A 24,850-nucleotide genomic window follows, 5' to 3' on the forward strand; every position below is an offset into this window, starting at 1 on the left:
AGAGTCAAGAAGTAATTTGACCAAATGTTCGACAAACGAGCAAGGAAATCATGGGAGGAGGTCAGGGACCATCTAGCTCGGGGGCGGCCGCCCCTACACGCATTCGACCATTTACCGGATGAAGCACTAAATAAAAAGGACGAGGCATGCCTCGTCCCTACACTGATTGGTGGTTCCCCCTCTCCAGATGGAGAGGGGGTGAGAAGGTAAGGTTACGGTAGGAAGTCGGGGTCGGTGCCCGTGCCGCCGCCAATGCCGAGCAGACCCGTCGGCACCTTCGGAGGCTTCTGCTTCTCGTCTTCCTTGCCGAAGCGGATGACTTCACCCGTGTCACTGATGGCTTCGACTGCGAGGCCGAGGCTTTGCAGTTCCTTCACCAGCACGCGGAACGAGGTCGGGATGCCCGGTTCTTCAATCGGCTCACCCTTGATGATCGCTTCGTAGGTCTTGACGCGCCCCTGCACATCGTCCGACTTAACGGTGAGCATTTCCTGCAGCGTGTACGCCGCGCCGTAGGCTTCCAGCGCCCACACTTCCATTTCACCGAAGCGCTGACCACCGAACTGCGCCTTACCGCCCAACGGTTGCTGGGTGACGAGGCTGTACGGGCCAGTCGAGCGGGCGTGCACCTTGTCTTCGACGAGGTGGGCCAGCTTCAGGAAGTGGATGATACCGACGGTCACGGGTTGGTCAAACTTTTCACCCGTGCGGCCATCGTACAGGATGTGCTTGCCGTAGACCGGGACGGCCTTACCCGTGTTGAACATCACGCGGTCGGCGTAGGGCAGCAGTTCCTTGCCGCTCAAGCCTTCCGGTACGACATGCTCGGGGTCGGCCCACTGCATCCACAGACGCAGCGCCACGTCGAAGGCATTCTGATCACGGCGCTTGCGTTCGTCCGCGCTCAGGCCCGTCGTATCGAACAGCAGAACGCCATCGGGGTCGTAACCCTTTTCGCGCAGCCATTCCGCGAACACGGCGCGGCGCGTGTAGCCGATATCGCCCAGCAGTTGATCCGGGTCATACAGACCGCTCTGACCAATCCAGTCATGGACGAACAGGCGGCGCACTTCGTCGTCGTCTTCGAGGTCTTCCGGGTTGTACTCGAACTGCGTGATCCATTCCCAGGCGCGGTCGGTAATTTCTTTCCACGACTGATCCATCATCCACGCACGCCCGAGTTCGGACTGGATTTCCCATTCCTTCGCGCCGTCGAACACCGGGGTGATCGCGCGGAAGCCGAGGCGTTCCGCTGCCCACCCGAGGTGGATTTCCAGCACCTGACCGAGATTCATACGACCGGGCACACCCGTCGGATTGAGGATGATTTCGACCGGACGCCCATCGGACAGATAAGGCATATCTTCAATGGCGACGATACGCGAGATAACACCCTTGTTGCCGTGCCGACCGGCCATCTTATCGCCGACGGTCATCTTACGCTTCTGGGCGACGGCCACGCGGACCATCTTCTCCACACCCGCGGGGAGATCCGGGTGTTCTTCGCGGGTGAAGGTCTTCACATCCACGACCTTACCCTTTTCACCGTGCGGCAGACGCAGCGAGGAGTCCTTCACTTCACGCGCCTTCTCACCGAAGATCGCGCGGAGCAGTTTTTCTTCCGGGCTGAGTTCTTTTTCGCCCTTCGGCGTGATCTTGCCGACGAGGATGTCATTCGGGCCGACTTCCGCGCCGATGCGCACGATGCCGAATTCGTCCAGATCCTTGAGCGCGTCTTCGCCGACGTTCGGAATATCGTAGGTGATTTCTTCCGGGCCGAGCTTGGTATCGCGCGCTTCCACTTCGTGCTTTTCGATGTGGATGCTGGTGAACTTGTCGTTGCGCAGCATGTCTTCGCTGATCAGCAGCGCGTCTTCGTAGTTACCGCCGTCCCAGCACAGGAAGGCGCCGAGCACGTCGTGACCGAGCGCGAGCTGACCCATCCACGTGGACGAGCTGTCTGCGATGACGGTGCCCTTCTTGATGTGCTCGCCCTTCTTGACGATGGGGCGCTGGTCGACACAGGTCGACTGGTTGGAACGGTTGTACTTGCGCAGACGGTAGATGCGTTCGTCGCCGTTGGTCGTGTGCACGATGATGCGATCACCCTGCACGCTGACGACTTCGCCGTCCACGTCCGCCACCAGCACCTGACCGCTGTCATACGCGGCCTTGTCTTCCATGCCCGTGCTGACAATGGGAACGTCTGGGCGGAGCAGGGGGACGGCTTGGCGCTGCATGTTCGAACCCATGAGGGCGCGGTTGGCGTCGTCATGTTCGAGGAACGGGATCAACGCGGCGCTGATGCCCACGATCTGGCGCGGCGCAATGTCGATATAGTCGGCGCGGCGAGCGGGAACAACCAGGAATTTCTGGTTGTGGCGCGCGGACACGCGGTCGGTGATGAATTCGTTGCGTTCGCCCAACTGCGCGTTCGCTTGCGCGATGACGTAGTTGTCTTCTTCATCTGCCGACAGGTAGATGATGTCCGCTTCGACGAACGGCATGATCGGCACTTTGTCGATCTTGGCCAGCTTCTTGGCGACCTTTTCGTCGACGACCGTGCCTTCGTTGACGAGCACGTTGCCATCGGCATCGGTCACGTCTTCGCGGATCACGCGGCCCAGTAGGTCGGCGTCCGTTCCGGCGAGGAACTTGATCACGCGGCGGTACGGCGTTTCGACAAAGCCGTATTCATTGACGCGGGCATAGCTGGCGAGACGACCGATCAGGCCGATGTTCGGGCCTTCCGGCGTTTCAATCGGGCAGATGCGACCGTAGTGGCTGTGATGCACGTCACGCACATCGAAGCCAGCGCGTTCACGGCGCAGACCGCCGGGGCCGAGCGCGGAGAGCGTCCGCTTGTGCGTCAGTTCCGCCAGCGGATTGGTCTGTTCCATGAACTGCGAGAGCTGCGACGAGCCGAAGAATTCGCGGATCGCGGCGACGACCGGACGGATGTTGACGAGCGTCACGGGCGTGAGGTTGTCGCTCTCACGGATCGACATGCGTTCCTTGACGACACGTTCGGTGCGGCGCAGGCCGACGCGCAGCTTGTTCTGCAGTAGTTCGCCCACGGTCTTCACGCGGCGGTTGCCAAGGTGATCGATGTCGTCTTTGTTGGCTTTGCCGGTGTTGATCAGGATCATACGCTCCAGCACCTTGACGATATCGCCCTTGGTGACGGTGCGTGTGGTGCGCGGAATCGTGCTGTCGAGGCCGAGGCGCTGATTCAGCTTGTAGCGACCGACGCGTTCGAGATCGTAACGGCGCTGGTCGAACAACTGGCTTTCCAGATATTCACGCGCGTTGTCGAGCGTGGGTGGGTCGCCGGGGCGCATACGGCGGTAGAACTCGATCAACGCCGCCTGCGCGACGGTCTGTTCCTTCTTGAGTTCCCACACCGGTTCCATCTTGAGCGTGCTCGCCATGAACTGATGATCGGGATCGATGTCCACCGCGGCGAACAAACCCATCATCTCTTCATCGCTGCCCGTCTGAATGGGGGACAGCTCGGCGGGCATGTTGTCGTTGACGGCGGCCAGCGCGCGCAACAGAATCGTCACGGGGATCGTGCGCTTGCGGTTGAAGCGAATCGCCAGATAGTCGCTTTTGCGCGTTTCGAATTCCATCCACGCGCCGCGATCCGGGATGAGCTTGGAGTTCGCCAGCAGACGACCCGTGGTGCGGTCTTCTTCGGCGTCGAAGTAGACGCCGGGGGAGCGGATGAGCTGGCTGACGACCACGCGTTCCGTCCCATTGATGATGAACGTTCCCTTTTCAGTCATGATCGGGAAATCGCCCAGGAAGATGTCAGAAGTGACAACTTCATCGCCTGCTTCACGATTGACGAGCGCCACGCGGATATAGAGCGGGGCGGCAAACGACATATCGCGTTCGAGGCAAATTTCTTCGCTGTACTTCGGTTCTTCGAACCAGTACCGCAAGCCGAATTCCTGTGCTTCGCGGCTGTTGCCGGGGAAGTACAGCTTCAGGTTGCCGTTGTAGCTTTCAATCGGACTGATCTCATCAAACAGTTCTGCGAGGCCGTGTTCGAGGAACCATTTGAACGCGTTGACTTGTACTTCGATCAGCGATGGCAGCAGTTGTACATCGGCAGTACGAGCATAATTCTTGACTTGAGTATACCGTTGCAATGCACCGCTCCTCAGTCTATGTACGGAAGAATCAAAAAACGGGACACGATAGTAACTATCGTTCCGACGAGTCCTTGGGTTTACTGCAACTAGGGCGCATCCCCACCAACGAGGCAAATAGAGACAAAACGTGAACGCGCATTATAGCGCAGAACCGCGTTAAGTGTCAACAGGGATGTGAAATTTTGCGCTTGGAAAAAGCGCCTGATTTATAGGATCACTATAACCCGTTTTGCATTGGTTGTAAAGTGGGGTACTTGACACCGACAGCGAAAAGTACTATCTTATTGACTGACCGTTAGGTAGGTAAAATGTCGGACAGCAGCGAAGCGCGGGAACGAGTCTTGCAGGCAGCAGCAGCCCTTTTTCGGGATCGCGGCTATCTCTCCGTGACGATGAACGATATCGCCGCGGTGTTGAACGTGCGGAAGGCGTCACTGTATTACCATGCGCCGCAGGGCAAAGATCAACTGTATACGGAAGTGATGATGCGGATGCTGGCGGAAATCGGCGACGGAGTGCGCAGCGCCTTGGCCGCGGCCAAACCTGATCTCCGGTCAAAGCTCACGGCGATCGCCCTATTCCATGTGACGCACCTACCCTTCGATACGTCGCGCCTGTTTCGCACCGATATTCGCGCGCTCCCGCCCGAATATGCTTATGAAGTGCTCATGGCGGGGAACGCGGCGATCTTCGAGCCGGTCACGACGCTGATCGAGGCGGCGCAGACGCGGGGCGAAATTCGGGAAGTTGACGCACATATGGTCGCGGTGACCTTCATCGTCTCGGTGCAGAGCCTGCATGAGGAGAGCGAGTACAAGCATAAGCCGATTGAGGGGCTGGCGGATCAGCTCGTGCGCTTGTACATGGATGGCTTGCGCGCCTAAGCCCTCTTTTTTTGCGTGTTTTCCTGACCTATCGGTAGGTAGTCTCGTCAATGGGTTTTAGTGTACGGAGAGTGGATCATGGCGGAACGGTATGTACTCATCACGGGCGCGTCTAAAGGCATTGGGCGGGCGGCGGCTCTGCATCTCGACAAGTTAGGCTTTCATGTGTTTGCGGGCGTCCGCAAACTCGCCGATGGCGAGGCGTTGTGCCGGGAAGCTTCCAACCGGCTGCGTCCGATTCAGATTGATGTAACCGACCCCACGTTGATCGCCAGTGCGGCCCAGCAAATCAAACAGATCGTGGGCGAAGCAGGTTTATATGGACTCGTCAACAATGCTGGGATCGCGGTTGCCGCGCCACTCGAATTCATCCCCGTGGAAGATTTGCGCTGGCAGCTCGAAGTTAACGTGGTCGGGCAGGTCGCGGTGACGCAGGCGTTTATCCCGCTCTTGCGCCAAGCCCGCGGGCGCATTGTCAACATCAGCAGCATTGGCGGGTTAGTTTCGGGCAAGATCGTCGGCCCATACCATGCCTCGAAGTATGCGCTCGAAGCGATCAATGATGCGCTGCGGCAAGAGCTGAAGCCGTGGGGCATTGAGGTAGTCGCGATTCAGCCTGGCGAAATCGCCACACCGATTTGGGATACGGCGACCCAGATGGGCGACGCCATCGGTTTGAAAATGCCCGCCCAGTGGCAGACGCTGTATGGCCAAGAGGTTGAGGCCACCCGCCAGCGCGCCTTTGCCGCTGCCAAGAACGGCGCTGCCCCCGAACTCGTCGCGCAGGCGATTGGCCACGCCCTGACTGCGCCCCGTCCGCGCACCCGTTACCTCGTCGGGCGCGATGCCCAATTTGTGGGCACGATCATCGTGAATCTGTCGGCGCGCCTGCGTGATCGCTTGATGGCTATGCGCTAAGTCCGCTGCGCTTTTCGTCATCCGTCTGAAAAATTCATCAATTTCACTTCACGGACGCGGGAAATCGCGTCCGTTTTTGCTTATGCGAGCCAACCCTTACGTTTGGCCAGCCCCTTATCTGTGAATAATTTAAGGAGTACGCGATGCAATAGGAATGCGCCTCATGGACCTAATCCATTCTGACGAAGCCTTTTCGATCTCCTGGTACGATCCCGACCACAAAATTGTGCTCGCCCACATTCATACGCACTGGAATTGGACCGACGCCGACAAACTCTTCGCGAAGATGGACGAAATCTTCCTCAGCTTCACACATGATGCCTATTCGGTCTACGTGTTCGATCACGGCGCGAATATCTTCCCGGAGGGCAAATCGGCGCTGCAAAACATGCGCAAGCACCTCGCCGTTGACCCGCCAAACCTGCGGTTGGTGCTCGTCGTCAATTCCGGCAAAGTTGTCGAAACGATTCTGCAGATCGTCTTCAGCGCGTACCGCCTGCTGGATACCAGCAGCAAGTTTCGCTTTGTGCGCACGCTGGGGCAGGCGCTGCAAGCCATCGCCGAGTATGAAGCCCAGCACCCGTACAGCGCCGCAGTGCACATATCGGATCCGCGTTAGCCATTCGGGACGCTTGTCAAGGCGTCTTCGCGCAACCCCGCGCCGTGAAATCACCTTCCCAGAGGAGAATCAAGATGGACGTCATTCTCAGCACCGATCTCTACAAGGTCTCATGGTATGACCCCGAACACACCATTGTGCTGGCGCATGTGTTGAAGCGCTGGGATTGGGACGAAGCCAGCAAAGTGATGTCACTCGTGGATGCGCAGTTTTTGCCGATGGAGCGCGATGGTTTCGCCGTCTACCTGTTCGAGCGGGGCACGAATATCCTGCCAGAGGGCAAGTCAACCCTGCTGAAGATGCGCGAACATCTGCTCTCCGACCCGGAAAAGCAGCGCTTGGTGATCATCGTGAATGCGGGGAGTCTGGTGGAGACGATCCTCAATATGGCGTTCTCAGCGTATAAACTGGCGAACACCAAGAGCAAATATCGGTTTGTCCGGACGATGGCGGATGCCTTAAACGAGATCAAGCAGTACAAGCTTGAGCATCGGACTGCCTGATCTCGGGGTGGTCTAGGTGGCGGGGGCTTCTTCAACTTCCGCGCCGCTGGTTAATTCGGCGAGCAAGCGGCGGCGCGACAGGAGCATGAACCCAGCGAGCAGCGCGACGCCCGCGGCGATCTGCACGCGCGGCGGCAAAAAGCGCACACGATTGATCACGTTGCGTTCGGGCTGGCCGACCAGTTCCTGACGCAGATGATAGGCGAAACGGCGCGACGGGCGCACCCCAATAAAAGTGATGTGCAGGCGGCGAATCAAGCGGATGAAGTTTTCCACATCACCACGCGGCACCGCGTAGCGACCGATGATCTGATCGATGTCCTGTTCGTCTTCCAGGATGGCATCGGTCACGGCGGCAAGCAGATTTTCGAAGTTCGACTGTCCCATTACCCTACTAACCCTCTCTTGTTTCCCTGCTGCTGGTGCTTGGTTCCACCGCCGTCCCCAATTCGTCCCGCAAAGCGATCAGCGTGCGATGGTAGAGCGATTTGACCGCGCCTTCCGTCCGGTTCATGATGTCGCCAATTTCCGCATTCGACAGATGCTCGACAAACTTGAGCATGAGGAGCTGCTGCCGTTCTTCAGGCAACCGCCGAATCGCGCGGAGCAAGGCTTCGCGTTCTTCGTTATCCTCCGCCTGATGGTCGGGCGACTCCGACCCCAGGCTGCTGGCGATAAATTCATCCAGCGGGATGACCTTGCGCCGACCGCGGTCCCGGTGCCAGTTCGCCACGAGGTTATGGGCGATCCGGTACAGCCAGGCCTGAAAGGGCACGCCGCGCTCGGTGTAGGTTTCAATATGCGCCATCGCCCGGGTGAAGACGCGCGCCGTCAAATCTTCGGCGTCGTGATGATTCCCGGTGCGGTAGTACACATAGTTATAGATTTTCTCGAGATAACGCTCGTATAATTCTCCGAACGCTTCTTTATCGCCACCGCGCGCTAAATCGACCAATTCGCCATCATCAAGGCGTTTGAGATTACGAGCGGGTGCGCGTTTCAGTCGTTGTGTCAGGTTTTTGATGTTCATGCTTATAAGAACACGCCTGCATAATGTGAGTTACGGAGAGATAGCTGCATGAAAAAGTGGATCACGCTCTTCCTTGTTGCGCTGATGCTGGTGGTCTTCAGCGCCCCGGTTTTCGCCCATGAAGGCCGGATCGTCGGCAATTACGAAATCGTTTTCGGCTGGCGTGTGGAACCGGCCTATGTGGGCGTATTTAACGGCCCGGAGCTCACGATCACCAACCATGAAACCGAAGCTCCCCGGCGCGATGCCGAAGAAACGCTCATGCTGACCGTGCAGTTCGGCCCGCAGTCGCTGCCGCTGCGCCTTGAGCCCGTCGCGAATGAGCCCGGTCACTACACCGCCGATCTCATTCCGACGCTTCCCGGTGATTATACGTTCATCCTGACGGGCACGCTGGGCGACCTCGTCGTCAACGAGACGTTCACCTCAGCGGATGGCGAATTCAGCGTGGTCGAACCCGCGACGGATATTTTGTTTCCGGCGCTGGAGGATGACTCCGCCCGCATCGACGAGCTGCAAGCGCAAATCGATGCGCTGCGCGCTGAACTGGAAGCCCTGCGCGCCGCGGCGGGATCGTAAGTCGGCGGTTAACCCCACCCCCTCCCCGAATTCAGAGAGGGGAGAGGACAGATATGACGCTTGTGGAGGGACGAGGCATGAGCCAATTCACAATAGGTGAAACTGCTCAGACCTCACCCAATGCCCCCCTACACAAGGAGAGGAGAAGGACGCAGATCGTAAGTCCCCCGCCCCCAAACGGACCTTTAAGGAGTGAGGTTAGACAAACTGCCGATTGTGAAATGACTTCATGCCTCGTCCTCAGCTCCAGAAAAGGCGGTCACGGTCTTCTAGCCACCTATCGGTGAGGTTCAGCACCATGGCCGATTTTGGACGAGGCGAGCGTCTTGTCCCGCAAGGTTTGGCATTTTATTGTAAAAGGTCCGTAGTATGCATCATCGTCGCATCCTCTTGCTGTGCCTCATCAGTCTGCTGCTGACGGTGCAGCATGTTTCTGCACACAGCAACCTCTACCGGGCGGATCCACCCGCGAATAGTCAACTGGCGGAAGCGCCCGCCGTGATCAGCCTGTATTTCACCGAACGGCTGGAACCGGAATTCAGCGCGATTGTGCTGGAGCGCGGCGACGGGACGACGGTTGTCACGCCCGCCGCCGTTGTCGACCCGACTGATACCACCATCATGCACTTGGTGCCGGGCGACCTGCCAGAGGGGCTGTACACGGTCGTGTGGCGCGCGCTTTCCGCGGAGGACGGGCATCAAACGCGCGGCAGCTATGCCTTTGCGATTGGGACGGCGGCGGGCGCAGCCCTCAACCCGGCGGGACAGGACACGATCCCCGCGCCGGACACCGCCCTACGTTGGCTGACGCACCTCGCCGTCGCGCTGCTGATAGGCGGCGTCAGCTTCATCGTCTTCGTGTGGCAGCCCGCGCAGGTCGCGGCGTCTGTGCCGCGGCGCGTCACGCACTTAATCCTCATCGGTTGGCTGTTGTATGGGGTCGTGCTGTTCGTCAACCTGCTGTTGTATACCAATGAAGTGCAAGGTGAAATGACGCGCGTCATCAACGCAACGCGTTTCGGCGACGTGTGGCTCGTGCGGTTGGGCTTGTGGTCGCTCATGGGGATTAGCCTGTGGCTGCCCCGGCAGCGCTCCGGCGGTTATGTGACTGCTTTGCTCATCGGCGCGGGGATATTGCTGGCGCAGAGCCAGTACAGCCACGCCAGCGCTGCCCACGATCCACTGGCGATTACGCTGGTCACATGGCTGCATCTGTTGGGGACGGCGCTGTGGCTCGGCGGCTTGATGCACTTCTTCGCGGTGATTCCGCTAGCGCGGCGGGCGGAATCGCTGGGCTTGCTCACGGCGTGGTTCTCGAACATGGCGCGGGTGGCGCTGCTGACGCTGGTCATCACGGGTGTGTTCAGCGGGTGGTTGTTCGTGGGCAGCCTCGACGCGCTCTTGACGACGCTCTACGGGCAGGCGCTGCTCGTCAAGCTGATTCTGATCGCGCCCGTGCTGGGGATCGCCGCGATCAACTTCGTGCGCACCGGGCGGCGGCTGCGCGCTGGGAATGAGCAGTGGACGGGTATCCTGTATAACCTTGTCGGCGCGGAGATCGGGCTGCTGGTCGTGGCCATCATCGGCGCGGCGCTCATGGCGTCAGTGAACCCGGCGCGGGCGGCGTTCGCTTTGCGCCAACCGCCGGAAGATAACACCTTTGCGCAGGTCGATATTGGCGACGATGGGCTGCATGTGCATTTCACGGTTGAGCCGGGGTGGGTGGGGCAGAACACCTTCAAGGTGCTGCTGCTCAATGACGGTATCGACCCGGTCGACGATGCGACACTCATCCGCGTGCGCTTCGATTATCTGGCGCGTAATCTCGGTCAAAGCGAACTGCGCCCCACGCTGACCCGCGACGGTGAGTATGCCGCTGACGGCGCGAATCTCAGTCAGCCGGGCGATTGGCGCGTGCGCGTGACCATCCAGCGTCCGAAACAGTTTGATGTGGTGCGGGATTACACCCTGACGATGGAACTGCCGCCCGTGCCCCCCGGTTTGAACACGAGCGCGCCGATCCCCGGACACACGTTGGCCGAGCTGCTGGCGGGTGCGGCGCTGCTGTTCGTCGGCGGGTTTACCGTGGGGCGTAAGTGGCTGAAGCTGTGGGATGGCGTTGGCGCGTTTGGTGTGGCGCTGCTGTTCGTCGGCATCGCGCTGATCCTGACGGCGCTGGGACATCCGACGTTTTAACCCGCGCGCAAAATGAAACCGCGCTGGCGGTTGTTTGACGGCCAGCGCGGTTGAAATCTGAGTTTTGCATACTATTTGCATACTAAAGGGTGCGAAATCGGTTTATTCGTCGCAGTGTCCGGGGCCGATTAAGCCGTTATTGTACTGGTCGAGTGTGCTGGCCCAGTTCCGCGCGTTGCGGGTTTGCGCATTGGTCAGGGTGATTGACCCCGCCGGCAGGCTCGCGAACAACGCTTCCGCACTGGCGATCGCACTGGTGACGGCTGGGGTGGTCGCCGCGCCATTCAGGATGTTGAGTTTGGCGGCCATGTACTGATGCGCCAGATTGTAGAAGGCATTCCCCGCCGGGGGCGTCCAGAAGACAGTGTACCAGCTCAGGCCCGTGTTGAAGAACAGCGTATCTTCACCAAGCGGTGTCATAGCGGTGATCCACGCGCTGTCATATGGTGCAGGGCCGCGATCCGAGTGCGTCTTCCAGTAGCCTTGCGTCAGCGTGCAGCCTGCGCACGGGACAGTAATGTTCACGACATGATCATCACTGCGCGATGAAGCAGTGTCATTGGTGACGAAGCTGGCAATATTGGTGAAGGTGTAATCACCGCACACCGCATACGGGCCGACCGTCAGAGAGTAGCTGTAGGTCTTGGGGAGCTGATCCGCGCACACCGTCCCGAGCGATCCAAGCTGGTCATCGGATACGTTGATGCATTCGTCCACCTGCGTCACCGTCGGCGTGCCGAAGCTTACATTCGCCGTGCCGCTGAAGCCCGTCGTGCCGCTGGGCGTGTTCTGCAAGGTGGCAGTAGCGGTGTTGGTCCGGCTTGCGGCATCGGGGAGCGCGGCGCTGTAGGTGCAGGCGAGGGTCGCACCTGCTGCCAGCGTGTAGGGGAACGTCAAACCGCAGTCCACCGTTACGCTTCCACCGAAACCAGAGATGATGTCACTCACGCCGGTGAGTGGGGCATTGAGCGGCGTGTTGTTGGCAACATAGATGTTCCCAGTCACCGCCCAGTTGCTGTCCGCAGACAGAGCGCTCACGATGACTTCGTAATTGACCAGGAAGCTTTGACCGGTTGCGAGTGTGAGATCGGTTTGATCGCCGGATTTGGCAATCGTCCAATCCCAAGTGCGCGTGAGCGACGTACTCGCATCCTTGGTGACGGTCAGTTCGTAGCAGTTGACCGTGACACTCGCCGAGTCTGATTGCCCGGTTTCGTTGATGGTTGCGGTGTTGTCATGCTTGCCTTCATCGGCATCACAGGTGAACGTCCGCGAATAATCGAATGCGGTGTAGCCGCTGGCGGATCCGAGATAGCCTTGCATACTGTCAGTCACGCTGACCGTAGCATTGACTTCAGTCGTCGGCGCGCCGAAAGTGATCGCTGCATTGGCGCTGCCGCCGCCGACTGAGCCGCTGGTCGTAACCGTCGCCGTGTTGGTGCGGGCGCTTCCGTCGGGCAGCGCGGAGGCGTACGTGCAAACAAGCGTCGCGCCTGCGGCCAAGTCATACGGGAAGGTGACGCCACAGTTCGGCATAACCGCACCATAGCCAGAGACATCATCGCTCACAGAGGTAATCGTTGCTGTGATCGGCGTGTTGTTCCAAACCGAGATTGAACCACTCACCGCCCAGTTGCTGTCCGTGTAACCGGTTTTATTGACGACGACGGAATAAGAAACCTGTCCACTGTCGTCTGTGAACATATCTAGCGTGTCCGGAAACACCGACTTGTCGATTGACCATTGATAGGTGCGGGTGAAGGTCGTGTTGGCGGTTTTCGACACGGTGACTTCGTAGTCGTAGCAAATACGAATGTGACTCAGCGCCGCTTGGTTGCCACCGTCATTCAGGGGTGTTTGCAGGCCAGTGCCAGAGGTCGCTTCGTTGTAGAAATAAACATTGGCTCCGTTGCCCGCCTTCACGATGACGGCATCAATCCCAATCGTCGACGACCAGTCCACCGTCTTAGAGTCGTTGTAGACGGTGAGGGTGAAGGTCTGAGAACCATACAGGGTGAACGTTCCAGAAGTTGCCCAATCACCCGCTTGGATATGACTGGGTAGCCCAATATCGGTGCAGGTTGGATTGCCAGTATAGAAGGTCTGTGCTGCCGCTGGTGCTGCGAAGACTGCAAAGAGCGCGACCAGAATGAGCAGTAATACGGTGAGGCGAAAAGTGCGGCGTAACATTTTGGGTTCCTCCAATTACACTTAAAGACTCGTCCTTCTGAGTGAAGATTGGCGCTGTCTGGAGGAATATATGAAAGGGTAAAGCATCAATTATTCCCTTAGTAACTACTCTTAAATCCCTCCATAACTCATCCTATCACCCTTAAGTCCTATTGCAGGTCGCAACCCAATTTTTCTATGTCTTAGGTCTGTTACAAACCGGAAATAAATGGTCATGGAAAGCGTAATAATTAGGGTCGAAATAGGTAGCCTTCGCCGACCACGGAGATGATATGCCGAGGATCGGCGGCGCTCGGCTCGACTTTGCGACGCAAGCGGTAAATGGTGTTCTTGAGCACCGCGCCTTCGAGGCCGGGTTCATACCCCCACACGCGCTTGATCAGCTCATTCGACGGCACGACTTGATCAGCGCGCAGGATGAGCATCTGCAGCAGGCGGAACTCCAGCGTCGTGAGAGTCACTCGCCGGTCGGCGACCCGCACTTCCAGCGTTTCCGGAAACAGCTCAAACTCCCCGCGTTTGATCGTCTGGGCTTGAGCCGTTAACGGGTGACCAGAATGACGCAGCCATGCCTGGACCTTGGCCAGAAAGAGCTCCGGCGAAATCGGTTTGGAACAGCATTCGTCCGCCCCAACCCGGTACGCTTCCAGGCAGCGTTCGTAATCTTTGGGCGTGAGCCACATAATTGGCTCGTGGGCCTGGGCGCGGAGGTGCTGCACATGCAGTGGGGTTTCTTTATGCGGCGTGTTTTCGTCGAGTACGATCAGATCGGCTGTGTTTTCCGACCGCCATTCGCGCGCGGCCTTTAAGGATGTCAGGCAGACGGTCTCGTAACCAACACGCTTCAAAGCGTAGGCCCAAATATCAAGGACCTGAAGTTCTTCACCGACCAAAAGAATCAGGGGGTGAGTCAAGGTGCGCTCCCGTCATTGAGCGTATGCGACCCGGAGGGTAGGGGCATCGGAAAGTGGTTCCACCGAAGATCGGAACGAGGTACGCATACAATTAACTACGATTGATGGTTAACTAAGCAAACCTGCATATTTGTCTGAAAATCTATACACTTATCTTATGGTGATTTGAACTCAAATGTAAAGCGAAAAGTCGCAGAATATTTGTTACGTATCAATACTATGACTTTGCGCGACATTGCGGTCGATTCTACGTTATTGGAAATGGTAATAAAGCTATGAATCACCTCTAATGGTTCCGCGTGGCGCAGCAATGCTGTCTGACTTGCGCCCACCTGCCGCATTTCCCGCTATACTTGCGGGCGGTTATTGCCATCAAGCAGGTAGGATCATCCTCATGACCAGACTAAATCATTTGGGACAGCCCATCAGTTTTGCCGTGCCCAACTGGACGCCGCCGCCGGTCCCCCCGCGCGAACCGCTGATCGGACGCTACTGCCGCGTCGAACCACTCGAGATTGAGCGCCATGCTGCCGATCTGTACGCGGCCTACAGCACCGCAGACGATGACCGCAATTGGACGTATCTCGCCGATGGTCCGTTTGACTCGCTCGCCAGCTATACCGAATGGCTCCAGCGCGTCTCACTGGTGATCGACCCAGTGTTTCACGCGGTGGTCGATGCGCGAACCGATCAAGCGGTCGGCGTGGCCGCGTATCTGCGCATCACCCCATCGGCGGGATCGATAGAAGTGGGGCACATCAACTTTTCGCCGCTGCTGCAGCGCACCGCCGCCGCGACCGAGGCGATCTACCTGATGATGCGGCGCGCGTTTGAACTCGGCTACCGCCGCTTCGAATGGAAGTGTGACGCGCTCAACGCCAAGTCACGCACGGCGGCGCAGCGCTTAGGTCTGTCGTATGAAGGCGTTTTCCGGCAAGCCCTCATTTATAAGGGGCGCAACCGCGACACCGCGTGGTATGCCGCCATTGATGCGGAATGGCCGGAACTACAGGCCGCGTTCGAGACGTGGCTCGACCCGGCGAATTTCGACGCGCACGGTCAGCAGCGCACGCGCCTCTCCGATCTGACGGCGGGCATCCTCAAGCAGCGCGGGTAGGACGGCCTTCACCATTTTTTGTAGGGGCGCACCGACGTGTGCGCCCAAAGTGGGCAGACACATAGGTCTGCCCCTACGCCTAGCGTTCGGTACCGCTCAAACCCGCCCTTAGACAATCCGCTGAATCGGCTATAATAGCCTCCACATTTCAGGACGAATCGGTTAGGAATTCCGCATGGCGAATCCGTTATCCTTCCAGCAGATCATCATGAAGCTGCACGAGTTCTGGGCGGCTCAGGGCTGCGTGATCTGGCAGCCGTACAACGTTCAAGTCGGCGCGGGCACGGGCAACCCGGCCACGCTACTCCGCGTGTTGGGTCCCGAACCATGGCGCGTCGCGTACGTCGAACCGAGCGTGCGCCCCGATGACGGTCGCTACGGCGAAAACCCGAACCGCATGCAGTACTACTACCAGTACCAGGTCATCCTCAAGCCGGATACGGGCAACCCGCAGGAACTGTATCTGCGCTCGCTCGAAGCGTTGGGCATCAACCAGCGTGAACACGACATCCGTTTCGTCGAAGACAACTGGGAAAGCCCGGCGCTCGGCGCGTGGGGTCTCGGTTGGGAAGTGTGGCTCGACGGGCAGGAGATCACGCAGTTCACCTACTTCCAGCAGGCGGGCGGCATCGAACTCAATCCGGTCTCGGTGGAAATCACCTACGGGCTGGAACGCATCGCCATCCCCCTGCAAGGCAAGAACGCCGTGTGGGACATCGACTGGCTGTACGGGCAGGATGCGAATCTGAAGTACGCCGATATCTTCCTGCGCAGCGAGATCGAACACTGCAAGTACTACTTCGAAGTCGCGGATGTGAATGGCCTGCGCCAGACGTATGACGTGTACGAAGGCGAATACCGGCGCGCGCTCGAAGCGGGCTTGGTCATCCCCGCTTACGATTATGTGCTCAAGTGCAGCCACCTGTTCAACGTGCTGGACGCGCGCGGCGCGATCGGCGTGACCGAACGCGCTTCCTATTTCAAGCGCATGCGCGAGATGACGCGCCGCATCGCCAAGGAATTCACGCAGCAGCGCATGGAAATGGAGTATCCGCTCGACAAGATGGCGTCGACTTTTGCGCCGACCTTGGCCGCGCCCGCTCGCGTGGAGCAGAACGCCCCGGCAGCGGCGGTCGCTCCGGCGGACTTCCTGCTGGAAATCGGCGTGGAAGAACTGCCCGCGGGTGATGTCGATGACGCGCTCGATCAGCTCGTCGCCGCCGCGCCCAAGCTGTTTGACGATCTGCGTTTGGCGCACGGCGACGTCAAGGCGTATGCAACGCCGCGCCGTCTGGTGATCACCGCGCAGGGCGTCGCTCCGGTGCAGACCGAAGTCGAACAGGTCTTCAAAGGCCCGTCCGCCGACCGCGCGTTTGACGCCGAGGGCAAGCCGACCAAAGCTGCTGAAGGGTTCGCGCGCGGCAAGGGCATCAACGTGAGCGACCTTGTGGTCGAAGACCTCGACGGTGGGCGCTACGTTGTGGCGCGCGTCAAGCAGAAGGGGCGTCCCGCCGCGACCGTGCTGGCCGAAGCGCTGCCCGGTCTCGTTGCCGGGATCAAGTTCGGCAAGTCGATGCGTTGGAACAGCAGCGGTGTCGCCTTCTCGCGTCCGATTCGCTGGTTCGTCGCGCTGCTCGGCGGGGCGGTCGTCCCGTTTGAGTATGCGGGCCTGGCGAGCGGCAATATCACGCGCGGTCTGCGTCCGTTCGACTCGCCGGAATCGGTGGTCGCCGGCTTGAACGAATACTTACAGGCGCTGGAAACGCAGGGCATCGTGCTTGACCGCGAAGCCCGCCGCGCCGCCATCCGCGAACAGGTCGCCAAGCTGGCCGCCAGCCTCAACGGGCGCGCGCTCGAAGATGACAAGCTGCTGGCAGAAGTCACCAATCTGGTTGAACGTCCGGTCGCCCTCGTCGGGCGCTTTGACGAATCGTCGCTCAAGCTGCCGCGTGAAGTGCTGGTCACGGTGATGCGCGATAAGCAGCGCTATTTCGCCATCGAAAACGCGCAGGGCGACCTACTGGCCTACTTCATCACCATCCGTAACGGCGATGATCAACATCTGGATATGGTCGCGCACGGCAACGAACAGGTGCTGCGCGCGCGCTTCTCCGACGCCGAATACTTCTACTCGAAGGATACGCAGAAGCGCCTCGCCGACTTCCTGCCACGCCTTGCGACGCTCACCTTTCAGGAAAAGCTCGGCTCGATGCTCGACAAGAACGAGCGCGTCGCCCGCATGGTCGACGGTATGGCCAAGCTGCTCACCATCGGCGAAACTGACTCAGCGATTGCGCAGCGTGCCGCCCATGTCGCCAAGGCCGACCTCGCCACGCAGATGGTGGTCGAAATGACCTCGCTGCAAGGTATTATGGGGCGTGAATATGCGCGCTTGAGCGGCAACCCGCCGGAAGTCGCAGAGGCGATTTTCGAGCATTGGCTGCCGCGTTTCGCGGGCGATAAGCTGCCCGCCAGCTCCGCCGGGACGATCCTCGCGCTGGCCGATCGCCTCGACAGCCTCGTTGGGTTGTTCGCCGCCGGACTCGCGCCGCAGAGCAACGCCGACCCGTATGGGCTGCGCCGCGCCGCACTTGGCGTCATCCTGATCGTGACGAGCAAGGGTGTGGATGTCGATCTGGCGCAGGCCGTTGAGTTGGTCGCGAAAGAACAGCCGATCCCCGTCTCCGCCGAAGTGCAGCGCGACGTGCTCGACTTCATCGCCGGGCGTCTGCGCGTGTGGATCGAGGAGCAGGGCTGGTCGTATGACGTCGTCGCTTCCGTACTGGCGGCACAGTCGCGCAACCCGGCGCGGGCGCTGCAGGGCATCCGCGAGTTGAGCGACTGGGTCAAGCGTGACGGTTGGGAGAACATTCTCGACGGCTTCGCGCGCTGCGTGCGCATCACGCGCAATGAGAAGGAACAGTTCGCGGTTGATCCGGCGTTGTTCATTCAGTCGGAAGAAGGCGCGCTGTACGCGGCCTATCAAGCGGCGGCGGCCAAGCTGACCGCTGACAGCGGCGTCAATGACTTTCTGTCCGCCTTCGCGCCTATTATCCCGTCGATCAGCGCGTACTTCGGCACGGGCAAGAATGACGGCGTGCTCGTCAATCACGAAGATTCGGCGATCCGCCGCAATCGTCTCGGTTTGCTGCAGGCGATCAGCGCGATGCAGGCCGGGCGTGCGGATCTCAGCCATTTGAGCGGGTTCTAGAGGCGTTGTCTAGAAGGGGTAGGGCGCGCCTTCCCCCTTCTACAAGAATGAACAGCGGAACTACGCCTGAAGGGACGCGCAACGGCGCGTCCGTTTCGGTCGTTGAGCGGGCTGCGGACGCCCCATTGGGCGTCCCTACACACAACCACAGCTTCTCGTGAGGTACATCCAAATGCAAGTCGTCCAGTTTCAGGAAAACGGATCAAGTCAGGAAATCCTAGCCCCCGATTGGGCGACCCTGCTCAAGGCTGACGGTTTCGTGTGGGTCGATATCGTCAATCCGTCCCCCGACGACATCAAGATGATGCGCGAGGTGTTCCACTTTCACCCGCTGGCCATCGAAGATACGCTCAACGAACGGCAGCGCCCGAAAATTGAAGAATATCCGGATCACTTATTTACGATTCTCAACCCGATCAACACGTTTGCCGACGAACTGACGTTCCGCGAACTGGACGTGTTTGTCGGGCGCAAGTATTTCGTCACCGTGCGCGACTACATCGACGAACCCGTGATTGAGGCGGTCAAGCATCAGTGTCATGTCCGGGTGGGCAACGGCCATAAGATGTCGGTTGGCTATGTGATGTACGCGTTGGCGGATCACATCGTGGATGGCTACTTCCCCGTGCTCGACGGCATGACCGACCGCGCCGAGGACATCAGCGAGGAGATTATCGAGAAGCCGACGCCCGAACTGCTGCAGGAATTGTTCACTATCAAGCGGGCGCTGGCCGAAATGGCGCGCGTCACCGGGCAGCAGCGCGACATGTTCAACGTATTCTTGCGCGAGGATAACGCGTTCGTCAGCCAGGATGTGATGCGCTACTACATGCGTGATGTGTACGATCACCTGATCCGCGTCAGCGATATGATCGTGACCTCGCGCGATACCGTCTCCGGTGCCATTGAGTTGTATCTCTCATCAGCCTCGAATCGCCTGAATGTGATTGTGCAGCGCCTGACCGTAATCACGATTGGGACGGGCGCGCTGGCGGTGATCACGGGGTTCTATGGCATGAACTTCGAACACACCTTCCCGTCGTTTGATATGTGGTGGGGCGTGCCCTTTGTCATTGTTTTGATGATCATCACGTTGGCCTTGGTGCGTTACGTGTTAGGACGGCTCGATTGAGGTTGTCCCCACGCGCCGACGCGCCTATAATGGTGCCTCAGATCAACGTAATGGGATAATCGCAGATGTCAGTCGCAGACGAGATTAAGTCCAGACTCGACATTGTTCAATACATCAGCAAGACGGTGCCGCTCAAGCGGGCGGGCAGCGGTCGCTGGAAAGCGCCGTGTCCCTTCCACCACGAAAAGACGCCGAGTTTCCTTGTCGATGAAAACCGCCAGACGTGGCGCTGTTTTGGCGCGTGCGCGACCGGCGGTGACATCTTCAATTACGTGATGAAGCAGAACGGCTGGACGTTCCACGAGGCGCTGGAAGCGCTGGCGAAAGAGGCGGGCATCGACCTTAAGCCGCAGTCGCCGGAAGCCAAAGCGCGCGATCAGGAAGTCGACCGCCTGCGCGGTCTGCTCAAAGTCGTCGCGGATTACTACCACGAACTGCTGAAACAACCTGAAGCGCGCGAAGTGCTCAAGTATGCGCGCAAGAAGCGCGGCCTGACTGAGGCGACCATCGAACAGTTCGGCATCGGCTACGCGCCGGATGGCTGGCGCTACGCGCTCGACATGCTGCTCAACCTCGGTTACACGGAAGACGACGCGGTCAACGCGGGAATCGCCAGCAAGAACGACAGCGGGCGCGTCTACGACCGCTTCCGCAACCGCCTGATTATCCCGATTCGTGATGAGCGCGGGCGGGTGGCCGGGTTCGGCGCGCGCGCGCTGGCCGCCGAAGACAACCCCAAATATCTCAATTCGCCGCAGTCGGCGCTGTTCGACAAAGGCCGCTTACTCTTTGGGCTGGATCTCGCCGCCAAGAGCATCCGCGACAGCGGGACGGCCGTCATCGTCGAAGGCTACCTCGACGCGATACAAGCGCATCAAGCCGGGTATACCAACGTGGTCGCGCAGATGGGCACGGCGCTCACCGAAATGCAGCTCAAGCTGATCGCGCCGAAGTGGGCGAAGAAGATCATTTTGGCCCTCGATTCTGACGCTGCGGGACAGAATGCGACGAAACGCTCCGTTGAAGTGGCGCGGGAAACGCTCCAATACAGCGATTCGGGAACATTGGCGATTGATATTCGGGTACTTGCGGTTCCGGGGGCAAAAGACCCGGATGACTTTATCCGCGAGACCCCGGAAGGCTGGGCACAGCTCGTCGAGGCGGCTCAACCGGTCGTTGATTACCTGATTGAGGCGGAAAAAGCGACGCTGCCAAGCCGCCCCACCTTGGCCGACCGTGAAGCCGTCGCCCTGCGTCTGCTGCCGATCCTCACGGCGTCGGAAAATGATCTCTCCAACGGCATGAACGTGATCAAACTTTCGGCGGCGCTGGCGCTCCCGCAGGAGCGGCTCGAAGGCTGGATGCTGGATCAGGCGAACAAACTCAAGGCGTCTACGCCTGCGCCGAAGCCGCCCCCCATGCCGGAACCGCCGCGCGCCCCGGTCGATTCGTCGGATGATATGCCGGACTTCGACTCGCCGCGCATCCTGCAGCGGGCGGTCGCGGTCGCGCCGATCTTGGCGGACGATAAGCCCCCGCTCGAACTGGATTGTTTACGGATCCTGTTCACACAGCCGGATCTGTACTATCATGTAAACCGCAAATTTCGTGAACTCGCCGGGGATAACCCACTCTTACAAGCCACGCTGTCAGATCTTTCCTCGGAGGACTTCACCCGGACAGCCTATCGTACCCTCATGCAGTTGTTCATGGTCGCCGTGGCCCAGGATGAGATGGATTTTGCGGCCTATGTTCGAACTCATCTCCCGTCCGAACTGTTCGACGAGCTGAACTCGGTCTTGGCCGATCAATGGGCGGAATTGCGCGGTCGCGTCACTTTTGGCGCTGACCTCGACATGATCAGGCAGGACAAGCGTACCGCCCGCACGGTCGATCCCAGTGTGGATCTGATCGTCAAAGTACTGCTCTTGCGCCGTGCGCGCTTAGAGCGTGAGCGACAGGAAATGTTGTTCCTGTCGGTAGAGGACGGCGACATTATGTCGCTGATCAACGGTTCTGTTTTAGCGAAGCGGCTCATTGATGCAGAGTTAAATCGTCGGGCACAGTCACAGCGCAGTTGAGTGAGGTTATGGCGAAGAAACGCACCAAGAAAAATGAAGTCCGGCAAACGGACGAATTCACGAAGGCGTCGGCAGAAGATGCGGACGAATTGACCAGCGACGTCGAATTTGAAGACTTCGATGATGACGGGGGCGATGACGATGAGTTATACGACGAAATCGACGTCAAAGGTGATGATCAACTCGATCTGCTGACTGACGAGGATGGCCTTGACGACGTCGACGAAGACATGATCCTCGAAGGCATGCGCCTCGACACGTTTGCCCTCGCCGATGACCCGGTGCGCATGTACCTCAAGGAGATCGGGCAGGTGCCGCTGCTCGACCCCAACCGCGAAACGTGGTTGAGCGCGCAGATCGCCGCGGACCGCCTGCTGCAGGCGACGCTCGACAAGCTGTGCGCCGCTGAACCCGGTCAACTACCGCGCATGCCCGAACCCGCCGAAGTGATCGAGGCGATTTACGCGGGCTTGGTCAAGTCGTGGGATGAAGTGCTGGCGTCGGTCAAACCGTTTAAGTTGAATCCGCCCGATCTCAAGGCGCTCATCACCGAAGCGCAGTTCGTCGCCGAACACTGGGATACGACCGGACACTCGTATATCCGCGAATTCCTGCGTCAGCGCGACTGGGGGCGCGATGATGCGTGGACGGAACTGGCGCGGCGCGTCTTTGCCAGCTTCCACGCGCTCTACCTGATCCCCTTCCGCGAACAGACACTGGTCGGGCGTGCCTACGAAAAAGAAGGCACGCTGCCGAGCGTCGAGCAGTTCCACGCGTGGTTGGTAGAAGATGACCTCGCGCTGGAAATTTTGCCGGAGAAGTTTGAGGAGATGGAACAGCAGGCGGAATTCGCCGCCGAGTCGCTGACCCGCGCCAACCTGCGCCTCGTCGTGAGCGTGGCGAAGCGTTACATGGGGCGCGGCATCAACTTCCTCGATCTGATTCAGGAAGGCAACATCGGCCTGCTGCGCGCGGTCGCCAAGTTCGACCACACCAAGGGCTTCAAGTTCAGCACGTATGCGACGTGGTGGATTCGCCAGGCGATCAGCCGCGCGATTGCCGATCAGGCGCGCACGATCCGCATTCCCGTGCACATGGTCGAGACGATCAACCGCCTGATGCGCGTGCAGCGCCAGCTCACGCAGGAACTGGGCGCAGAACCGAGCGCCGAGCAGATCGCGCTGGAGATGGACTTCCTCACGCCGGAAGAGACGCGCGCTATCAAGCTGATTCGCCGCGACGGGGCGCGCATGGACCCCGGCCTGACGCGCAAGCTGCGCCGCGCCGCGCAAAAAGTCCGCAAGATCATGCGCTTGAGCCAAGAGCCGATGAGCCTCGAAATGCCGATCGGTCAGGAAGACAACAGCCTGCTCGGCGACTTCATCGAAGACGACAAAGTCCCCGGCCCGGTGGACGCCGCCAGCCGCCAACTACTGAAAGAACAGATCCGTTCGGCGTTGGGCGTGCTCAGCGAACGCGAGCGCGAAGTGCTGGAAATGCGCTTCGGTCTGCTCGACGGGCAGGATCACACGCTCGAAGAAGTCGGCAAGCATTTCGGCGTGACGCGCGAACGCATCCGCCAGATCGAAGCGAAGGCGCTGCGCAAACTGCGCCACCCGACCCGCAGTCGCCAACTGCGCGATTATCTGGAAATTTAGGGCAGCGGGGCGGTCAATGTACCGCCCTGTTTGTTTTTATTCCCCGAAGTGAGGTTGCCCATGTCCCGGGGGGGGGGCGGAAGAGTTGCGCGCCCAAGCTGTTGCCCAAATCGAGGCGGCGTTTGCCGAGACGCCCGCGCCGTCGCCAGAGGGCGATTGGCACACGTTCTACGAGTGCGCCGACCTCAAGGCCGAGTGGCAGGGGCAGCACTGGCGCGACCTCACGACGGAGATGATCTTCAACTGGCGCGACTGCGTCACCAATCTAGCGCCAGAAGCTTTCCGGTTCTACCTCCCCGCGTTCATGATCCATTCTCTGCTGCACCCTCACGAAGTGGATACGCTGCTCGATAGCATTCTCGTCGCCCTTGCGCCGAGCTCTGGCCAACCCTTCAGCACGCATCACAACCGCAAACTGGTCGCGAATGCGAGTATCTTCACATCTGCCGAAGCTGAAGCGGTACTCGCTTTCTTGCCCGCGCTCAAGTCGTGGGCGGATGGCGTGACTTTTTCGCCATATTACCCGTACGCGGAAGTGGGGCAAATCTGCTCTGCGTTTCTGGGAAGCGGTGCGCGACAAGATCACGCTCCCCGTCGAAATCGACACATCCTACGATCAGCGGCGGGCGGCGCTGCATCCCCGGCGCATCTTCACGGACAAGCAGATCACGGCGTTTCGTGTGCCGACGCCGCTCGGACTGCGTCCGCCCGCACCAGATCGCATCCCCGGCACGTATAAAGCGCCGGACGCGCTCATGAATGCGGGGCTGCTGGTCATGCTCAACGCGATGGACGGTGGGCGCATTGAAGTCGATCCGTATTCGCCGGACATTGAACCGGAAACGAATGTGCGCAATCGGCGCGGACTGTGCCGCCAGTCATGGTTCATCGCGCAGATGGTGGACTCGCTCACGCCGGTCGATGTGAATTTCCAACTACTGATCGGCGGCGATTGCAGCCTGCTGCTCGGCGCGGCGCTCGGACTCAAGCGGGTGGGGCGCTACGGGCTGATCTTCATGGACGGGCACACCGACTTCCAGACGCCGGAAACCTCGGCCTCGAAAGCGGCGGCGGGCATGGATCTCGCGCTGGTCACGGGCTATGGGCCGGACGCGCTCACCAACATGGAAGGGCTGAAGCCGTACATCCGCGAATCGGATGTGGTGGTGTTCGGCAACCGCGACATTGAAGATCGCGAGACGTACTACGCCAAAGCGATCTTCGAGACGGACATCAGCATGATCACGCTGGACTATGCGCGGCAGGTGGGCGTGGAAATGGCGGCACATCAGGCGGTGGAACTGCTCAAGCAGCGCGGCGTGCCAGGCTTCTGGATTCACCTTGACGCGGATGTGCTCGACAGCGCGATCATGCCCGCGGTCGATTCGCCGATGCCCGGCGGCTTGAGCTACGCCGAGTTGATCGTCGCGCTGCGCGTGTTCCTCAGTTCAGGGCTGGCGGTCGGCATGGAGATCACGATCTATGATCCTGACCTTGATCCCGATGGCAGCATTGCCCGCGCCTATGTCGATGCGCTGGTCGAGGCGTTTCACCACGCCGCCCCCTGACCTTTCGGCTAGCCTCCCCGTGCCGCCGCGCGACAATGGGTGCTTGGTCGCGTTTCTCTACAGACATCGCATGCCTCATCGTCTATATTA

17 protein-coding genes and 2 pseudogenes are annotated in these 24,850 nt (G+C 59.7%); 14 read left to right on the plus strand and 5 right to left on the minus strand.

The window, feature by feature from the left end; genetic code table 11:
• Positions 1–212 precede the first annotated feature (212 nt).
• The gene (locus IPK17_RS31055; RefSeq protein ID WP_502749816.1) at positions 213–4,172 is read right to left on the minus strand and encodes a DNA-directed RNA polymerase subunit beta; all 3,960 of its coding nucleotides are present in this window, start codon (positions 4,170–4,172) and stop codon (positions 213–215) included.
• 296 nt (positions 4,173–4,468) lie between these two features.
• Between IPK17_RS31055 and IPK17_RS31060 the strand changes: the two genes are divergently transcribed.
• The 4 genes from IPK17_RS31060 (at position 4,469) to IPK17_RS31075 (ending at position 7,084) form a co-directional block, all read left to right on the plus strand.
• Positions 4,469–5,044 carry a TetR/AcrR family transcriptional regulator gene (locus IPK17_RS31060; RefSeq protein WP_343421615.1) on the plus strand — a complete coding sequence of 192 codons (576 nt, stop codon included), beginning with the start codon at positions 4,469–4,471 and terminating at the stop codon, positions 5,042–5,044.
• 78 nt (positions 5,045–5,122) lie between these two features.
• Positions 5,123–5,962 (plus strand): SDR family NAD(P)-dependent oxidoreductase, encoded by an 840-nt coding sequence (locus IPK17_RS31065; protein ID WP_343421616.1) that lies wholly within the window; start codon positions 5,123–5,125, stop codon positions 5,960–5,962.
• A gap of 163 nt (positions 5,963–6,125) precedes the next feature.
• Positions 6,126–6,581, plus strand: a complete 456-nt coding sequence (locus tag IPK17_RS31070; protein ID WP_343421617.1) for a hypothetical protein — start codon at positions 6,126–6,128, stop codon at positions 6,579–6,581.
• A 74-nt stretch (positions 6,582–6,655) separates the two neighbouring features.
• The gene (locus IPK17_RS31075) at positions 6,656–7,084 is read left to right on the plus strand and encodes a hypothetical protein (RefSeq protein WP_343421618.1); all 429 of its coding nucleotides are present in this window, start codon (positions 6,656–6,658) and stop codon (positions 7,082–7,084) included.
• Between the two features lie 12 nt (positions 7,085–7,096).
• On the opposite strand, the gene IPK17_RS31080 is transcribed toward IPK17_RS31075, so the two are convergent.
• On the minus strand, positions 7,097–7,471 hold the full coding sequence (locus IPK17_RS31080; protein ID WP_343421619.1) for a hypothetical protein: 375 nt from the start codon (positions 7,469–7,471) through the stop codon (positions 7,097–7,099).
• A gap of 7 nt (positions 7,472–7,478) precedes the next feature.
• Entirely contained in the window at positions 7,479–8,114 is a 636-nt protein-coding gene (locus tag IPK17_RS31085; RefSeq protein ID WP_343421620.1) for an RNA polymerase sigma factor, read from the minus strand.
• Between the two features lie 48 nt (positions 8,115–8,162).
• Between IPK17_RS31085 and IPK17_RS31090 the strand changes: the two genes are divergently transcribed.
• On the plus strand, positions 8,163–8,693 hold the full coding sequence (locus tag IPK17_RS31090; protein WP_343421621.1) for a hypothetical protein: 531 nt from the start codon (positions 8,163–8,165) through the stop codon (positions 8,691–8,693).
• Positions 8,694–9,062: 369 nt separating this feature from the next.
• Positions 9,063–10,889: a copper resistance protein CopC gene (locus IPK17_RS31095; protein WP_343421622.1), complete on the plus strand. Its 1,827-nt coding sequence runs from the start codon at positions 9,063–9,065 to the stop codon at positions 10,887–10,889.
• Between the two features lie 102 nt (positions 10,890–10,991).
• Here the strand turns inward: IPK17_RS31095 and IPK17_RS31100 are convergent, their stop codons facing one another.
• Positions 10,992–13,079: a hypothetical protein gene (locus IPK17_RS31100; protein ID WP_343421623.1), complete on the minus strand. Its 2,088-nt coding sequence runs from the start codon at positions 13,077–13,079 to the stop codon at positions 10,992–10,994.
• Between the two features lie 230 nt (positions 13,080–13,309).
• On the minus strand, positions 13,310–13,993 hold the full coding sequence (locus IPK17_RS31105) for a response regulator transcription factor (protein ID WP_343421624.1): 684 nt from the start codon (positions 13,991–13,993) through the stop codon (positions 13,310–13,312).
• 394 nt (positions 13,994–14,387) lie between these two features.
• Here IPK17_RS31105 and IPK17_RS31110 point away from each other — a divergent pair, with 394 nt between their 5' ends.
• The 8 genes and pseudogenes from IPK17_RS31110 (at position 14,388) to IPK17_RS31145 (ending at position 24,760) form a co-directional block, all read left to right on the plus strand.
• Positions 14,388–15,110: a GNAT family N-acetyltransferase gene (locus IPK17_RS31110; RefSeq protein ID WP_343421625.1), complete on the plus strand. Its 723-nt coding sequence runs from the start codon at positions 14,388–14,390 to the stop codon at positions 15,108–15,110.
• 175 nt (positions 15,111–15,285) lie between these two features.
• Entirely contained in the window at positions 15,286–18,321 is a 3,036-nt protein-coding gene (glyS, locus tag IPK17_RS31115) for a glycine--tRNA ligase subunit beta (RefSeq protein ID WP_343421626.1), read from the plus strand.
• A gap of 172 nt (positions 18,322–18,493) precedes the next feature.
• Entirely contained in the window at positions 18,494–19,453 is a 960-nt protein-coding gene (locus IPK17_RS31120) for a magnesium transporter CorA family protein (RefSeq protein ID WP_343421627.1), read from the plus strand.
• A gap of 65 nt (positions 19,454–19,518) precedes the next feature.
• Positions 19,519–21,534 carry a DNA primase gene (gene dnaG, locus IPK17_RS31125; protein ID WP_343421628.1) on the plus strand — a complete coding sequence of 672 codons (2,016 nt, stop codon included), beginning with the start codon at positions 19,519–19,521 and terminating at the stop codon, positions 21,532–21,534.
• 287 nt (positions 21,535–21,821) lie between these two features.
• Positions 21,822–21,887, plus strand: a pseudogene (locus tag IPK17_RS31130) (sigma-70 factor domain-containing protein); the annotation flags it as partial.
• Positions 21,888–22,385: 498 nt separating this feature from the next.
• Positions 22,386–23,192, plus strand: a pseudogene (gene rpoD / locus IPK17_RS31135) (RNA polymerase sigma factor RpoD); the annotation flags it as partial.
• 85 nt (positions 23,193–23,277) lie between these two features.
• On the plus strand, positions 23,278–23,931 hold the full coding sequence (locus tag IPK17_RS31140; RefSeq protein ID WP_343421629.1) for a DUF6714 family protein: 654 nt from the start codon (positions 23,278–23,280) through the stop codon (positions 23,929–23,931).
• A 49-nt stretch (positions 23,932–23,980) separates the two neighbouring features.
• On the plus strand, positions 23,981–24,760 hold the full coding sequence (locus tag IPK17_RS31145; RefSeq protein ID WP_343422579.1) for an arginase family protein: 780 nt from the start codon (positions 23,981–23,983) through the stop codon (positions 24,758–24,760).
• The last annotated feature ends 90 nt before the right edge of the window (positions 24,761–24,850 follow it).

The sequence above is a fragment of the Candidatus Flexifilum breve genome (assembly GCF_016713355.1).

Coding starts and splice junctions, on each gene's coding strand:
- IPK17_RS31060 (WP_343421615.1), top strand. CDS start 4,469: ATGTCGGACAGCAGCGAAGCGCGGGAACGAGTCTTGCAGGCAGCAGCA.
- IPK17_RS31065 (WP_343421616.1), top strand. CDS start 5,123: ATGGCGGAACGGTATGTACTCATCACGGGCGCGTCTAAAGGCATTGGG.
- IPK17_RS31070 (WP_343421617.1), top strand. CDS start 6,126: ATGGACCTAATCCATTCTGACGAAGCCTTTTCGATCTCCTGGTACGAT.
- IPK17_RS31075 (WP_343421618.1), top strand. CDS start 6,656: ATGGACGTCATTCTCAGCACCGATCTCTACAAGGTCTCATGGTATGAC.
- IPK17_RS31080 (WP_343421619.1), bottom strand. CDS start 7,471: ATGGGACAGTCGAACTTCGAAAATCTGCTTGCCGCCGTGACCGATGCC.
- IPK17_RS31085 (WP_343421620.1), bottom strand. CDS start 8,114: ATGAACATCAAAAACCTGACACAACGACTGAAACGCGCACCCGCTCGT.
- IPK17_RS31090 (WP_343421621.1), top strand. CDS start 8,163: ATGAAAAAGTGGATCACGCTCTTCCTTGTTGCGCTGATGCTGGTGGTC.
- IPK17_RS31095 (WP_343421622.1), top strand. CDS start 9,063: ATGCATCATCGTCGCATCCTCTTGCTGTGCCTCATCAGTCTGCTGCTG.
- IPK17_RS31100 (WP_343421623.1), bottom strand. CDS start 13,079: ATGTTACGCCGCACTTTTCGCCTCACCGTATTACTGCTCATTCTGGTC.
- IPK17_RS31110 (WP_343421625.1), top strand. CDS start 14,388: ATGACCAGACTAAATCATTTGGGACAGCCCATCAGTTTTGCCGTGCCC.
- glyS (WP_343421626.1), top strand. CDS start 15,286: ATGGCGAATCCGTTATCCTTCCAGCAGATCATCATGAAGCTGCACGAG.
- IPK17_RS31120 (WP_343421627.1), top strand. CDS start 18,494: ATGCAAGTCGTCCAGTTTCAGGAAAACGGATCAAGTCAGGAAATCCTA.
- dnaG (WP_343421628.1), top strand. CDS start 19,519: ATGTCAGTCGCAGACGAGATTAAGTCCAGACTCGACATTGTTCAATAC.
- IPK17_RS31145 (WP_343422579.1), top strand. CDS start 23,981: ATGGACGGTGGGCGCATTGAAGTCGATCCGTATTCGCCGGACATTGAA.